Raw genomic sequence first — 15,130 nt, forward strand, 5'->3', positions numbered from 1 at the left:
GAAGGGGCGGCGAGGCAGCGCCGGACCCGGGCGGGCGCTCATATGCGTCGTGCTGAAGTGTTGACGGCCTGGCTGCTGATCCTGCCGGCGCTGTTCGGGTTCGCCGTTTTCTACGCGTGGCCGACGGTGCGCGCAGTCGGGATCAGCTTCACGGACTGGAACCTGATGCGCGAGCCGCACTTCGTCGGCCTGGCGAACTACCGGGAAATGCTGTCGGACGGCCAGTTCTGGAACGGCATGAAACTGTCGGCCTACTACGTTGCGCTGAACATTCCGCTGCAAACGGCGCTCGGCCTGTTTCTCGCGGTGGCGATGGATCGACTGACGAAGTCGCTGTTCGTCAAATCCGTCGTACTGTTGCCGTATCTGCTGTCGAACGTGCTCGTCGCGATGCTGTGGCTGTGGATGCTCGACCCGTTGCTCGGTGTCGTCAATGCGGCGATCAGCGGCTTGGGCTTCGAACGCCAGCCGTTCTTCGGCGATGTCGATCAGGCGCTGGTGACGGTCGCGGCGGTCAACATCTGGCGTCATATGGGGCTCACCGCGATGCTGTTCCTGTCCGGGCTGCAGAACATTCCGCGTGACCTGTACGAGGCGGCGGCGCTCGAAGGGGCGGGGGAATGGCAGATTTTCCGGCGCATCACGCTCCCGTTGCTGCGCCCGGTGATGGTCTTCGTGCTGGTCACGAGCGTGACGGGATCGTTCCAGATCTTCGACACGATCGCGGTGGCGACACAGGGCGGGCCGCTGAATTCGACGCGCGTGCTTGTCTACTACATCGTCCAGAACGCTTTCACGTATTACAAGATGGGTTATGCGTCCGCGATGTCGATGACGCTCTGCGTATTGATGCTGCTGTACACCGTGGTGCAGATGCGCGTGATGCGCGCTGCCGAAAACGATCTGGCGTAGTCGCGCCTTTACCCGGACAGAGGTCGTGATGTCACAAGTTACCGCGCGGACGCGCCCCCCGAAACGTGTGCTTGTCGCCGTGCCGATCGACCGCATCGTCGCGTGGATCTTGCTCGTCGCCATGCTGGTGATCACGTTGATGCCCGTCTGGATGGCGATCAAGACCGCGCTGACATCGTCGGGCGATCTGTTCGAGCATTCGGCGGACGTGCTGCCGCGCTCGGTGACGCTCGCGAACTTCAAGCGCGTGCTGGGATTGATGAACGTGAGCGACAGCCTCGCCGCGGGCGGATCGGGCGCCGATATCGATTTCCTGAAAGCACTCGGCAATTCGGCCGTCTTCACGTTGAGCATCGTGGTGATCCAGACCATCTGCAGCGCGATGGCCGCTTACGCATTCGCAAGGCTGCGCTTTCCGGGGCGCAAGACGCTGTTCGGGCTGTTCATCGGCTCGATGATGGTGCCGACGGTCGTGACCTTCATCCCGAACTTCATCCTCATGAAGGAGATCGGCTGGCTCAACACGATGCAGGGAATGGTCGCGCCGTTCTGCCTGATGCAGGGCTTCTCGGTGTTTTTCCTGCGCCAGTTTTTCCTGTCGATACCGCGTGATCTCGAAGAGGCCGCGCTGCTGGACGGCGCATCCCATTTCTACATCTTCGTCCGCATCGTGCTGCCGCTCAGCCTCACGCCGATCGCGACGATCGCGATGCTGACCGGCATCAACATGTGGAATGAATTCTTCTGGCCGTATCTGGTCGCGAAGGACGACGCGCATCTGGTGATTCCGGTCGCGTTGCAAGCGTTCAAGTCCCAGACGCCGCAAGGTCAGCCGGACTGGAGCGGCCTGATGGCGGCAACCGTGATCTCGATCGTCCCGACGATCGCGTTGCTGGTCGCGTTCAGTCGCCGCATCGTCGAATCCGTGCAGTTCAGCGGCGGTAAATAAATCAAACCAACTCGCAAAATAAAGATTCGGAGATAACCATGCGCTTGATTCATCGGGTAACGCTCGCCGCCGCTGTATCGCTCGGCCTTGCAGCCGCCGACGCTTCGGCGGTCGACGTCCGGTATGCCTTGTGGGACTCGAACCAGATGCCGGCGTACCAGCAGTGCGCGGCGGATTTTCACAAGCAGCACCCGGACATCACCATCAAGTTCAACCAGGTCGGGTGGTCCGATTACTGGACGACACTCGCAACCGGGTTCGTCTCGGGCACGGCGCCCGACGTTTTCACCGACCATCTTTCCAAGTATCCGGAGTTTGCGAAGAACGGGCAGATCGTCGATCTCACCTCGTACATCCAGCGTGACAAGGTCGCCGCCGGTTCGTATGCGAACGGGCTCTACGAGATCTGGGGGCGAGACGGGAAGCAGTTCGGGTTGCCGAAGGACTGGGACACCGTTGCCTTTCTCGTCAATCTGGATGCCGCAAAGAAGGCGGGCGTGACGCTTGCCGATCTGCAGAACATGACCTGGAATCCGAAAGACGGCGGAAGCTTCGAACGGATCGTGCGCAAGCTGACGGTCGATGCCAACGGCGTCAATGCGCTCGATCCGAAGTTCGACAAGAAGAAAGTCGCCGTGTACGGCTATCAGACGCCGGCCGACATCAATATGACCGGGCAAAACACCTGGAGCTTTTTCGCCGTTTCCGACGGATTGCAGCTGCAGGCGAAACCCTGGGACGCGAAGTATGCCTACGCCGATCCGAAGCTCGTCGACACGCTTCAATATCTCGCGAGCCTGCCGGCAAAGGGTGTGTCCGACAGCTTCGCGAACGTGAAGGCGCTGGGTTCCGACGCCATGTTCGTCGCCGGCAAGGTTGCAATCGTGCCGCAGGGTTCCTGGATGATCACGTACTTCAAGCAGCACGCGAAGTTCCCGACCGCATGGGTGCCGCTTCCGGTCGGGCCGGCCGGCGTACGGGCGACGATGTTCAACGGTCTGGCAGACTCGATCTGGACGGGTTCGAAGGTCAAGGATCAGGCGTGGGCGTGGGTCAAATACATGGGTTCGCCCGAGTGTCAGAGCGTGGTCGCATCGCGCGGCGTGGTCTTCCCGTCGCTCAATGGCATGGCGGAAAAGACGGTCGCGGCGCAGAAGGCGAGCGGCATCGATTCGACCGCGTTCCTGACGATGGCGAAATCGAAGACGTTCCTGCCTCCGGTCGGAGACAACGGCGCGCAGGTGAACCAGGTGATCAGCGACGCCATCACGTCGGTGCTGATGGGAAAAGCATCGGCTGCGTCGGCGATGCAGGCGGCCAATGCACAGGCCAATCAACTCGTCCACAACTGAGGCGATCATGGCGGACATCGAGCTGAAGCAAGTATTCAAGGGTTACGGTGCAAACTCGCACGTGATCCGGGACGTCAACCTGCATATTTCCCAAGGCGAGTTCTGTGTATTCGTCGGGCCGTCCGGGTGCGGCAAGTCCACGCTGCTCAGGATGATCGCCGGCCTCGAAGAGATTACCGACGGCGAACTGTTGATCGCCGGCCGTCGCATGAATGAGGTTCCGCCCGCCAAGCGGGGGGTTGCGATGGTCTTTCAGAGCTACGCGTTGTTTCCTCACCTGACCGTCTACGAAAATCTCGCGTTCGGCATGACGCTCGCGAAATGCGACAAAGCGGAGATTCGCGAACGGGTGACGAACGCCGCCAAGGTGCTGCATCTCGACACGCTTCTGGAGCGAAAACCCAAGCAACTGTCGGGCGGCCAGCGTCAGCGTGTCGCCATCGGTCGCGCGATCGTGCGGGAGCCGGGCGTATTCCTGTTCGACGAGCCGTTGTCGAATCTCGATGCGGCGCTGCGTGTACAGACGCGTTTCGAGATCGCGAACATCCATCGCAATTTCGGGCGCGCGAGCACCGTCTACGTGACGCATGATCAGGTGGAAGCCATGACGCTCGCCGACCGGATCGTCCTGCTCAACGCAGGCGATGCAGTCGCCCGTGAAGGCAGTGTCGCCCAGTGTGGCGCGCCGCTGGAGCTTTATCACAACCCCCGGAATCTCTTCGTGGCCGGCTTCATCGGGTCGCCGAAGATGAATTTCCTTCCGGGCACGCTGGCCGAATGTCAGCCGAATCGAGCAGTCGTGCATCTTCGTACCGGTGAACTGATCGAGGCATCGGTCGACGCGAGCGGTCGACAGAAGGGGGAGAGTGTCACCGTCGGTATCCGTCCGGAGCATGTCGAATTCGGGGGAGCCCTGCAGTCCATCATCCGGGAAGTCAAGTGGCAGGAGCGGCTCGGAGAATCGACTTTCCTGTATTTGAACGGCAGGGGCGACGGGATGCTGGTGGCCAAAGCGCCCGGGCACATCAATTCGACCACCGGGCAACGGATTGCGTTGACATTGCCGCCCGCGGCACTGCATGTGTTTGGCGAAGACGGTGTCGCGCTCAAGCGATGCGGGTCCGTGCAAGAGGAATCGCTGGCTTGTGTTGCCGGGAAATAGACGGCCATTCAGGGAGGGGAGGTTTTTTCAAAATTAAACATTAGGAGTATAAAACATATAGATTTCTGACGACACGCGAATGATGGTTCGGGTCTTGGTTCCCAATAAAAATCCTGCCTTGTTTGTCTGCCGAACGGTATTGACAACGGATCTCCCTTTGGCGCGCGAACGGCAATCAGATATTCAGGTGGAGGCAACGTGAAAACGAAAATAGCGGCGGTGGCAGTGCTGGGCATGATGGGCGTGTCTGCTTATGCCCAGAGCAGTGTGACGCTTTATGGCCGGCTCGATGCCGGCATCGAGTACATGAGTGGCGTGCCTACCGGCACAGGCGCAAACGGTCAGGCAACCGGAAGTTCCAGTCGCTTTCGTGCGGAAAGCGGGGATTGGGGCACGAGTCTGTGGGGGTTGAAAGGCGTCGAGGATATCGGCGGAGGCTACAAGGTCGAGTTCAAGCTGGAAAACGGCTTCAACACGGGGACAGGCGCAATGGCTTCCGCAGGATCGTTGTGGAATCGCTGGGCCATGATCGATATGTCGAACGACAAGTACGGAACGTTGGGATTCGGCCGGCAATTGACCATCTCGAACGGCTTGTGGGATTTCGATCCATTCGGTCAAACGAACTGGTCTTCCGCGTCGCTGGTACGTGGCCGTAACTGGCCGCAATCGAGCAACAACATTTCGTACCAGTCGCCGAAGTTCGGTGGCTTCGATGTATACGGCCAATACTCGTTTTCGAATGCCACCAACTGGAACGGCAACGGAACGACCAGCCAGGGCCGCGCCAACGGCATCCAGTTGACCTACACGCATCCTGTTTTCCAGATCCGCGGTATTTATGACGAGATCCGCGACTCCACCAACGGGATTCTCGACGATCCGTTTCGTTTTTCTCGTGAATATTTCGTAGGACTGAATGTGTTTCTGGGTCAGTTCAAGATCCAGGGCGCCTATCAGGCGTCACGGACCTCGGCGGGCAGCGGCGTGGCTACCGGTGCGCCCACGACGACGACTCAGGAGTGGGGTGGCCTGACATGGCAGGCATCGCCGGCGCTTGCGGTCATCGGCGCCGTCTACCACGTGAACGCGAACAACAGCGGCGGTAACGCGACGATGTACACCGTGGGCGGCAGCTACAACTTGTCGAAGCGTACGTTGCTGGATCTCCAGATTGCGACGGTTCGCAACAGCAAGAGCGCCAATTTCGCGTTGAACGCAAACAGCGCGGGGACCGCGACGTCGACCGACAACCCGCTTGTCGGCCACAGCCAGTCCGGTGTGTACGCAGGTATCCAGCATATGTTCTAGCCGAAATCGGCCGATATGTTCGGGGCGGCCGATCTGGCGGAACCGCTTCGAGGTCGCGATGGACCGCTGGTCCTTCGCGAGCGTCGGAAAGTGCGGTTCTCGAACGTTGTCTTGGCGGTGCGCGTGCTTCCCGCGGTTGCGCGAAGCACGCCACGTAACGACTGAATCACTTATCGAACAGGGTGGCGGATATGAAGAAGTATGGGTCGACTGCCGCGATCGCCGTGCTGACATGTGCGGGTCTGATGTCGTCGGTGTCGTACGCGCATTCCCAGCCGGATTTCGGCAAGAACGTTTACGTCTTCGATAAAAACACACCGGTTGCGAAAATCAAGTCCACGCTGGATTCGATTTCGGCCGCGCAAGTGTCGAATCAGTTCGGGCCGCAACGATACGCGGTCCTCTTCATGCCCGGAACATATGGCTCCGCATCCGAGCCGTTGAATTTCCAGGTCGGGTATTACACATCGATCGCGGGCCTGGGACGCTCGCCAACCGATGTCACGGTCAACGGTTCGATCAATTCGTACAACATCTGCGGCAACGGAAACTGCACGGCACTCAGCAATTTCTGGCGCTCGGTATCGAACCTGTCGATCTCCGTGAACAACAGCGCCGCCGGGTGCCAATCCGGCGAGTTCTGGGCGGTGTCGCAGGCGGCGCCGCTTCGGCGTGTATCCGTGGATAAAGGGATCACGCTGATGGACTATTGTTCGCAGCCTTCATACGCGAGCGGGGGATTCATTGCCGATTCGATCTTCGGCGGCAGCGTGTTGAGCGGATCGCAGCAGCAATGGTATCTCCGCAACAGCAGCCTGAACGGCTGGTCGAACGGTGTCTGGAATCAGGTTTTCTCGGGCGTCACGGGCGCCCCGGCGACCTGCTTCCCGGGTCAGTCGTCATGCGGAGGCCCGTATACGACGCTCGATACGACACCGGTGGTCAGAGAGGCGCCGTACCTGTATGTGGACGACAAAGGCCGGTATCGCGTGTTCCGTCCGGCGTTGACGCGAAACGCCGCAGGGCCGACCTGGTCGGCCAATCATGCCACGCCCGGAACTTCGGTATCGATCGACGATTTCTATATCGCGAAGCCGACGGACGATGTCGACACGATCAACCGCGCGCTGGACCGCGGTGAAAATCTTCTGCTGACGCCGGGTGTCTATCTCCTGGACAGCGCAATCCGGATACGGCGTCCCGATACGATCGTGCTGGGGCTGGGCTTTCCGACGCTGATCCCGCAACGCGGGACGCCGGCCATGGTGGCGGATGCGGAGCTCGGCGTCGTCATCTCGGGATTGCTGCTCGATGCTGGGCCGAAGACATCTCCGACGCTGCTGGCACTCGGCAGCAACCGACAGAATGGCGGCGGATACGGATACGACCGTTCGAGCCGGTCGAGTGCGTTGAATCCTACTTCCGTGCACGACGTATTCGTTCGCGTAGGGGGAGCAGCCGCCGGCAGCGTCACGAACGCGATCACGGTCAACAGCGACAACGCAATCCTCGACGACCTGTGGATCTGGCGCGCCGATCACGGGGCGGGTGCGGGATGGACGACCAATCCGTCGGCCACCGGCCTGCTGGTCAACGGCGACAACGTCGTCGCGCTCGGATTGGCCGTCGAGCACTTCCAGAAGGATCAGGTGGTCTGGAACGGTCAGAACGGGACCGTGATCTTCTTCCAGAGCGAGCTGCCCTACGATCCGCCCAGTCAGGCTGCGTGGATGTCGGCGCCCGGCGTCAGGGGGTATCCGGCGCTCCATGTCACGGACCGCGTATGGAGTTTTGCGGGCTATGGCATGGGTGCTTACAGCAACTTCAATCTGGGCGTGAACATCTTCTCCGACAACGCCTTCGTTGTGCCGCGCCATCTCGCTCCGGGGAGCGTACAGGATGTTCTGTCGGTGTTCCTGGCCGGGAGCGGGGGGATTGCGAACGTCATCGACGACAAGGGCGGACCGGCGACGCCTGCCAACGCGGCCACTCCGGTATCTGTCACTCACTTTCCATGACGCATCCGGCGTATCGATGCCCCGGGAAACCTCGGGGCGTCACGATGGCTTTTTTGCCGTGACCTGCAAGCGGGTTGCGCCGCGATCCGAGCGAGGTTGCGTTTGCGCGAGCAGCGGGGCGCGCGACAGCGGCGCTGCTTTCGCGCCGACGATGCCGGTGCCTGTCAATTCAAGGAGTCGAGTGCCATGTCTATCCATCAAGCCTGCGACACCGGCCTGGCCATGCCGCGCGGACGAGGAACACCGTTCGACAGCGACACCGCCTACGCTGACGGGCCGCGTCTTCTCGCCGACATCGGCGGCACCAACGCGCGCTTCGGGATCGAGGTCGCACCGGGCGACATCCGGCAGGTCCGGGTTTATCCATGTGAGCATTTCACGAGCATCGAAGACGTGATCGCCCGGTTTCTCGCTGACGTCGGTCCTCCCCGGGTGCGCTGTGCGGCAATCGCGATCGCGAATCCGATGGAGGGTGACGAGGTCGAGATGACCAATCACCACTGGCGTTTTTCGGTGAGCGAGACGCGTCGCGCATTCGGCTTTACCACGTTGCTCGTCGTCAACGATTTCGTTGCGCTCGCAACTGCATTGCCGAATTTGTCGGATTCGGATCGTATTCAGGTAGGCGGCGGCGTACGGCAGGAGAACGGCGTGGTCGGCCTGCTCGGCGCCGGAACGGGGCTCGGGGTGTCCGGCCTGATTCCGGCGGGTTACAAATGGATTGCCCTGAGCAGCGAGGGCGGTCACATGTCGTTCGCACCCAACGACGAGCGCGAGGACTACCTGCTTGCCCATGCGCGCAAGAAGTGGTCGCACGTTTCCTACGAGCGGTTTGCCGCCGGCCCCGGCATCGAACTGATCTACCGCGCACTGTCCGCACGCAACAAGCGGCGCACTAGCACGGCAGGCATGACGACGGCGCGGATCGTCGCGAGCATGCTCGACGACAGCGACCCGGTCGCCACGGAAACGATCGATTGTTTTTGCGGAATTCTCGGGTCGTTCGCCGGCAACATCGCAGTCATGTTCGACGCACTCGGCGGCATTTATATCGGTGGAGGCGTCGTGCCGAAACTGGGCGCCGCGTTCGTGAATTCTCCGTTTCGCGCGAGGTTCGAAGCGAAAGGGCGTTTTCAGAAGCGCCTGAGTCGCATCCAGACATCGGTGATCACGGTCGAGCACATGGCATTGCGCGGCGTTTCATCGGTTCTGGCCGAGCATCTGGAAGGGGCGTGGGCATGACAAGGCGGTATTTGCGCCAGTCGATGCCTGGCATCACTCGAAATGCTGCGGCCGTGTGCGCGGGCTGACCGCGTCCGCATCGATGGTTCGACGTGGTGGCGGGATGGTCGAACATCGTGATCGAGCTGAAATTTCATTCAGTATGGCTAATTTAGGAAAGCGGCGATGAGCACGGAATGGTGGCGTGGCGGGGTGATCTATCAGGTTTATCCGCGCAGCTTCGCCGACGGCAACGACGACGGAATCGGCGACCTGCCGGGCTTGACCGGCAAGCTCGACTACATCCGTTCGCTCGGCGTCGACGCGATCTGGATCTCGCCGTTTTTCACGTCGCCGATGAAGGACTACGGGTACGACGTGTCGAACTACCGCGACGTCGATCCGGTCTTCGGCACGCTCGCCGATTTCGATTGCCTGGTCGAACGTGCGCATGCGCTTGGCCTGAAGGTCGTGATCGATCAGGTGCTCAGCCATTCATCCGATCAGCATCCGTGGTTCGTCGAAAGCCGCTCAAGCCGCGGCAACCCGCACGCCGACTGGTACGTGTGGGCGGACCCGCGCGCCGACGGCACGCCGCCGAACAACTGGCAATCGGTGTTCGGCGGCGCGGCGTGGCAGTGGGAGGCGCGCCGGCGCCAGTATTACCTGCACAACTTCCTCGCGAGCCAGCCGGACCTGAACTTTCACCATCCCGACGTGCAGGCGCGAATGCTCGAGGAGGTGCATTTCTGGCTCGAGCGTGGCGTCGACGGCTTTCGTTTCGATGCGTGCAATTTCCATTTCCATGACGCGCAACTGCGCAGCAACCCGCCCGCGGCGGCGGCGGGCGCGTTCATGGCATCGCCGGACAACCCGTATGCGATGCAGCGGCATGTGTACGACAAGAGCCAGCCGGAGAACCTGGCGTTCTTCCGGCGACTGCGCGCGTTGCTCGACGAATACGGCGCGGCGAGCGTCGGCGAGGTGGGCGACGACGACGCGCTGACCACGATGGCCCGGTACACGGCCGACGGCGACAAGCTTCACATGACGTACAGCTTCAACCTGCTGACACCGGAATTCTCGGCTGCACACGTCCGCGACACCGTCGAGCGGATGGAAGCGAAGCTCGCCGAATACGGCGGTGAGGGCTGGGTCTGCTGGTCCGCCGGCAATCATGACGTCACGCGCGTGATGACCCGTTGGGGCAACGGGGCTGTCGAGCCGCGCCTGGCAGGCCTGGTGCTCGCGCTGTTGACGACGTTGCGCGGCAGCGTTTGCGTGTACCAGGGGGAGGAACTGGCGCTGACGGAAGCGGCGATTCCGTTCGAGCGTCTGAGGGACCCGTTCGGTATCGCGTTCTGGCCGGAATACAAGGGCCGCGACGGCTGCCGCACGCCGATGCCGTGGCGCGCGGACGCGCCGTTCGCCGGCTTTTCCACGGTCGAGCCGTGGTTGCCGATATCCGACGCGCATCTCGCGTGCGCAGTCGATCGGCAAGACAGCGACCCGACGTCGGTGCTGGCGTTCTTCCGGCATTTCCTGGCCTGGCGCAAGCAGCAGCCCGCACTGATCGGCGGCGAGATCCGCTTCCACGACTCGCAGGAGCCGGTGCTCGCGTTCGAGCGACGGCTGGGCGATGAACGTCGGCTGATCGTCTTCAACCTCGGCGACACGCCGCAAAGCTGGACGCCGCCCGCCGGATTGCCGGTCGAGCCGTGTCCGGGGCATTGCCTTGGCGGTGGCCATTTTTCGAATGGCAGGGTCGACCTTGAAGCGTATGGCGGATGGATCGGCAACGTGCCCGGTTGACGGCCCTGGCTGACAGCCCGATACAAGCGCGCCGCGGCAGCGGCGCCCGATTCGACATTCCAGCAGGCGGCAACAGCGAGGCATGGAAACACGATGAACGATGCTCTTCTCGATCAGGCGACGATCGATGCGCTGGGTGCGGCGGAACACGACGATCCGTTCGCCGTGCTCGGCATGCATCGGGTCGGCGCTGAGGTGGTGGTGCGCGCGATGTTGCCGGGCGCGATCACGGTGGACGTCGTCGATCGCACGGTCGACCGCCGGCTGGCCGGGCTACACCGGGTCGGCGACCAGGGATTGTTCTCGGGTGTCGTGCCGCGCCGCACGAAGCCGTTCGCGTACCGGCTGCGGGTCGACTGGGGCACGCATATACAGGACTACGAGGACAGCTATCGCTTCCCGTCGCTGCTCGGCGAACTCGACATCTGGCTCCTGGCAGAAGGCACGCATCGGCGGCCGTACGAAAAGCTCGGCGCGCATCCCGTCGAAGTCGACGGCGTCACGGGCGTGAACTTTGCCGTATGGGCGCCGAATGCGGAACGCGTATCGGTCGTCGGCGACTTCAACAACTGGGACGGCCGTCGCCACATGATGCGGCGACACGCGACGCACGGGGTCTGGGATATCTTCGTGCCGCACGTGAGCGCGGGCGATCTCTACAAGTTCGAGATCCGGACCGGAAGCGGCGAGATTCTGCTCAAGGCCGATCCGTTTGCGTTTCAAGCCGAGTTGCGGCCCGCCACGGCGTCGGTCGTGCACGGGCTGGGGCCCGTCGTCGCGCGCGACCCGGCACGGCGGCGCGCGAACCGGCTCGACGCGCCGCTCAGCATCTACGAAGTGCACGCCGGCTCGTGGCGCCGGGTGCCGGAAGAAGGCGGCCGTTGGCTGACTTACCGCGAACTCGCCGATCAACTGCTGCCGTATGTCGCCGACCTGGGTTTCACGCACGTCGAGCTGCTGCCGCTGGGCGAATACCCGTTCGACGGTTCGTGGGGCTATCAACCGACGAGCCTTTACGCGCCGACTTCGCGCTACGGCTCGCCGGACGACTTCCGCTACTTCGTCGAGTCCGCCCACGCCCGCGGCATCGGCGTGCTGCTCGACTGGGTGCCGGCTCACTTTCCCGTCGATGCACACGGGCTGGCCCGTTTCGACGGCACGTGTCTCTACGAGCACGCCGATCCGCGCGAGGGCTTTCATCCTGACTGGAACACGCTGATCTACAACTACGGCCGCAAGGAAGTCGCGAACTTCCTGGTCGGCAACGCGCTGTTCTGGATCGAGCGCTTCGGTGTCGACGGCTTGCGGGTCGATGCGGTGGCATCGATGCTGTATCGCGACTACAGCCGCGCGCACGGCGAGTGGATACCGAATCGCCTCGGCGGCCGCGAGAACTTCGAGGCGATCGATTTTCTGCGCCACCTGACCCGGATCGTTCGCGCCGAGCGGCCCGAGGCGATCATGCTGGCCGAGGAGTCGACCAGCTTTCCCGGCGTATCGCGGCCACTGGAGGAGAACGGGCTCGGCTTCCATTACAAGTGGAACATGGGCTGGATGAACGACACGCTGAGGTACATGCGTGAAGATCCGGTCAACCGCAAGTATCACCACGACAAGCTGACCTTCGGCCCGTTCTATGCGTTCAGCGAGAATTTCGTGCTGCCGCTGTCGCACGACGAAGTGGTGCACGGCAAGGGTTCGCTCCTCGCGCGCATGCCGGGAGACGAATGGCAGCGCTGCGCGAATCTGCGCGCGTACTACGGGTTCATGTGGGGGCACCCGGGCGCGAAGCTGCTGTTCATGGGCAGTGAATTCGCGCAGCCGGACGAATGGAACGCGGAGCGCAGCCTCGACTGGCATCTGCTCCACGCGCCTTTGCATCAAGGCGTGCAAAACCTCGTGCGCGACCTGAATGCGGTGTATCGCACGCATCGTGCGCTGCACGAGGTCGATTTCGATTCGCGCGGTTTCGAATGGATCTCGCACGACGATTCGCAGCATTCGGTGCTGTCGTTCGTGCGGCGCGCCGACGACGGCGATTTCGTCGTGGTGGTGTCCAACTTCACGCCCGTGCCGAGGCACGACTACCGGATCGGCGTACCGGGTGCGGGCCGCTACCGGGAAATCCTCAATACGGACGCCGAACGCTACGGCGGCAGCGGCGTCGGCAACGACGCGATCGCGACCGATGCGATCGCCGCGCACGGCCGCGACCATTCATTGACGATCGTCGTGCCGCCGCTCGCGACGCTGATGCTCAGGCTCGGGGAGTGACGCGATGAAAGCCACGAAACGATTGATGCGAGGCGCGTCGTATCCTCTCGGCGCGCACTGGGACGGGCAGGGCGTGAATTTCGCGCTGGTGTCGCCGGCAGCGGACGCGGTGACGCTGTGCCTGTTCGATGACGAAGGGCGGCGCGAACTCGCCCGGCTCGCGTTGCCCGGCTGCGAGAACGGCGTATGGCACGGTTATCTCGACGGCGCGCGGCCGGGGTTGATCTACGGTTATCGGGTCGAGGGACCCTACGCACCGGAGGGCGGTCAGCGCTTCAATTCCGCGAAGGTGCTGCTCGATCCTTATGCGCGGCGGGTCGTCGGCCGCTACACCGGGCAGGAGAGTTTCAACGGTCACCGCGCCGACGCCAGGCATCTGCCCGACCCGATCGACAACGCGGCCGATGCGCTGAAGGCGCAGGTCGTCCATGAACCGTATGACTGGTGCGGCGATGCGCCGCCGCGCGTGCCGCTTGCCGATACCGTGCTGTGCGAGCTGCACGTGAAGGGCTACACGCAGCTGCATCCGGACGTGCCCGACGCGTTGCGCGGCAGCCTGGCGGGGCTCGCGCAGCCGGCCGTGCTCGACCGGCTGCAGCGCCTCGGCGTGACGACGCTCAGCCTGCTGCCGGTTCATCATCGCGCCGACGAGGCACGGTTGCAGGCGCTTGGCCTCAGCAACTACTGGGGCTATTCGAGCATCGGCTTTTTCGCGCCGGAAGCCCGCTACGGATCGGGGCGTCATGGCACGACGCCGCTCGGGGAATTCCGTGATCTGGTGCGGGCGTTGCACGCGCGAGGCCTGGAGCTGGTGCTCGACGTCGTCTACAACCATACGGCCGAAACCGACGAAGCAGGGCCGACGCTGAGCTTTCGCGGCATCGACAACGCACTCTATTACCACCTGTGTCCAGGCGATTCCGCCCGATACGAGAACTGGACCGGATGCGGGAACACGCTCGATCTCAGCCGGCCGCGCGTGCTGCAACTGGTGATGGATTCGCTGCGTTACTGGGTCGAGGAGGCGCATGTCGACGGCTTCCGTTTCGACCTCGCGCCGGTACTGGCGCGCGACGCGAAGGGCTTTTCCGCGACGGCCGCGTTCCTTGCGGCGCTCGCGCAGGACCCGGTGCTGTCACGGGTCAAGCTGATCGCGGAGCCGTGGGACCTGGGGCCGGGCGGTTACAGGCTCGGCCATTTTCCGGCCGGCTGGCTCGAGTGGAACGATCAGTACCGCAAAGTGATGCGCGGCTTCTGGCTGCGCCGCGAGCGTTCGCTCGGCGATTTCGCGCGGCGCTTCGCGGGGTCGAGCGACGTGTTCCGCCGCGACGGCCGGCAGCCCGCGGCGAGCGTGAATTTCATCACCGCCCATGACGGTTTTACGCTGCGCGATCTGGTCAGCTACAACCGCAAACACAACGAAGCCAACGGCGAAGGCAATCGCGACGGCCATCACGACAACCTGAGCTGGAACTGCGGCGCGGAGGGCGACACGGACGATCCCGGGATCAATCGGCTGCGCCTGCAGTTGCGGCGCGCGCTGCTGGCGACGCTGCTGTTTTCCCAGGGAACGCCGATGCTGCTCGCGGGAGACGAAATCGGGCACAGCCAGCTCGGCAACAACAATGCGTATTGCCAGGACAACGCGGTGTGCTGGCTCGACTGGGCACACGCCGATCGCGCGCTCGCCGAGTACACGGGCCGCTTGCTCGCTCTGAGAAAGCGCTACCTGAGCGCACGTCATGCGCGCTGGTACGACGGTACCGCTGGCGCGGCCGGATGGGCGGACATCGAATGGCTCGCCCCGGGCGGCGATGCGCCGACCGAAGCCGAATGGAACGATCCGCACAACGCATGCGTCGGCATCCGGTTCAGCGGCGCGCTCGCTTCGGGCGAAGGCGGGTGCCTGCTGCTGTTCAACGCGCATGCGCACGACATCGAGTTCAAGGTGCCTTCCGGCGCGTGGCGCGTGGTGCTGAACAGTGCGGAACCGGATGCGCCACCCGAAACGATTCGCGTACGGCTCGCGGTTCCCGCGCGCGGCGTACTGATGGCGGTCGAGGAAGGTCCGCCGCCACGATGACGACGCGCGGCGCGAGGCCGCCAGGACACGCGCGCC

9 protein-coding genes and 1 pseudogene are annotated in these 15,130 nt (G+C 63.1%); all 10 read left to right on the forward strand.

Annotation, left to right across the window (positions count from 1 at the left end):
- Positions 1 to 42 precede the first annotated feature (42 nt).
- The 10 genes and pseudogenes from KEC55_RS32755 (at position 43) to glgX (ending at position 15,094) form a co-directional block, all read left to right on the forward strand.
- The gene (locus KEC55_RS32755; protein WP_282512951.1) at positions 43 to 912 is read left to right on the forward strand and encodes a carbohydrate ABC transporter permease; all 870 of its coding nucleotides are present in this window, start codon (positions 43 to 45) and stop codon (positions 910 to 912) included.
- Positions 913 to 979: 67 nt separating this feature from the next.
- Positions 980 to 1,861 (forward strand): carbohydrate ABC transporter permease, encoded by an 882-nt coding sequence (locus KEC55_RS32760; protein WP_282512953.1) that lies wholly within the window; start codon positions 980 to 982, stop codon positions 1,859 to 1,861.
- Between the two features lie 38 nt (positions 1,862 to 1,899).
- A complete protein-coding gene (locus KEC55_RS32765; protein WP_282512955.1) occupies positions 1,900 to 3,213 on the forward strand; it encodes an ABC transporter substrate-binding protein in 1,314 nt (437 codons plus the stop codon).
- Positions 3,214 to 3,220: 7 nt separating this feature from the next.
- Positions 3,221 to 4,375: an ABC transporter ATP-binding protein gene (locus KEC55_RS32770; RefSeq protein ID WP_282512957.1), complete on the forward strand. Its 1,155-nt coding sequence runs from the start codon at positions 3,221 to 3,223 to the stop codon at positions 4,373 to 4,375.
- 234 nt (positions 4,376 to 4,609) lie between these two features.
- Positions 4,610 to 5,686 carry a porin gene (locus KEC55_RS32775; RefSeq protein WP_282513085.1) on the forward strand — a complete coding sequence of 359 codons (1,077 nt, stop codon included), beginning with the start codon at positions 4,610 to 4,612 and terminating at the stop codon, positions 5,684 to 5,686.
- 191 nt (positions 5,687 to 5,877) lie between these two features.
- Positions 5,878 to 7,704 (forward strand): glycosyl hydrolase family 28-related protein, encoded by a 1,827-nt coding sequence (locus KEC55_RS32780; RefSeq protein ID WP_282512958.1) that lies wholly within the window; start codon positions 5,878 to 5,880, stop codon positions 7,702 to 7,704.
- Positions 7,705 to 7,926: 222 nt separating this feature from the next.
- Positions 7,927 to 8,928, forward strand: a pseudogene (gene glk / locus KEC55_RS32785) (glucokinase); the annotation flags it as partial.
- A 183-nt stretch (positions 8,929 to 9,111) separates the two neighbouring features.
- A complete protein-coding gene (locus tag KEC55_RS32790; RefSeq protein WP_282512960.1) occupies positions 9,112 to 10,737 on the forward strand; it encodes an alpha-glucosidase in 1,626 nt (541 codons plus the stop codon).
- Positions 10,738 to 10,830: 93 nt separating this feature from the next.
- A complete protein-coding gene (gene glgB / locus KEC55_RS32795; RefSeq protein WP_282512962.1) occupies positions 10,831 to 13,011 on the forward strand; it encodes a 1,4-alpha-glucan branching protein GlgB in 2,181 nt (726 codons plus the stop codon).
- 4 nt (positions 13,012 to 13,015) lie between these two features.
- A complete protein-coding gene (gene glgX, locus KEC55_RS32800) occupies positions 13,016 to 15,094 on the forward strand; it encodes a glycogen debranching protein GlgX (RefSeq protein WP_282512964.1) in 2,079 nt (692 codons plus the stop codon).
- Positions 15,095 to 15,130: the final 36 nt, after the last annotated feature.

It is taken from the genome of Burkholderia cepacia (assembly GCF_029962485.1).
Classification (GTDB): domain Bacteria; phylum Pseudomonadota; class Gammaproteobacteria; order Burkholderiales; family Burkholderiaceae; genus Burkholderia.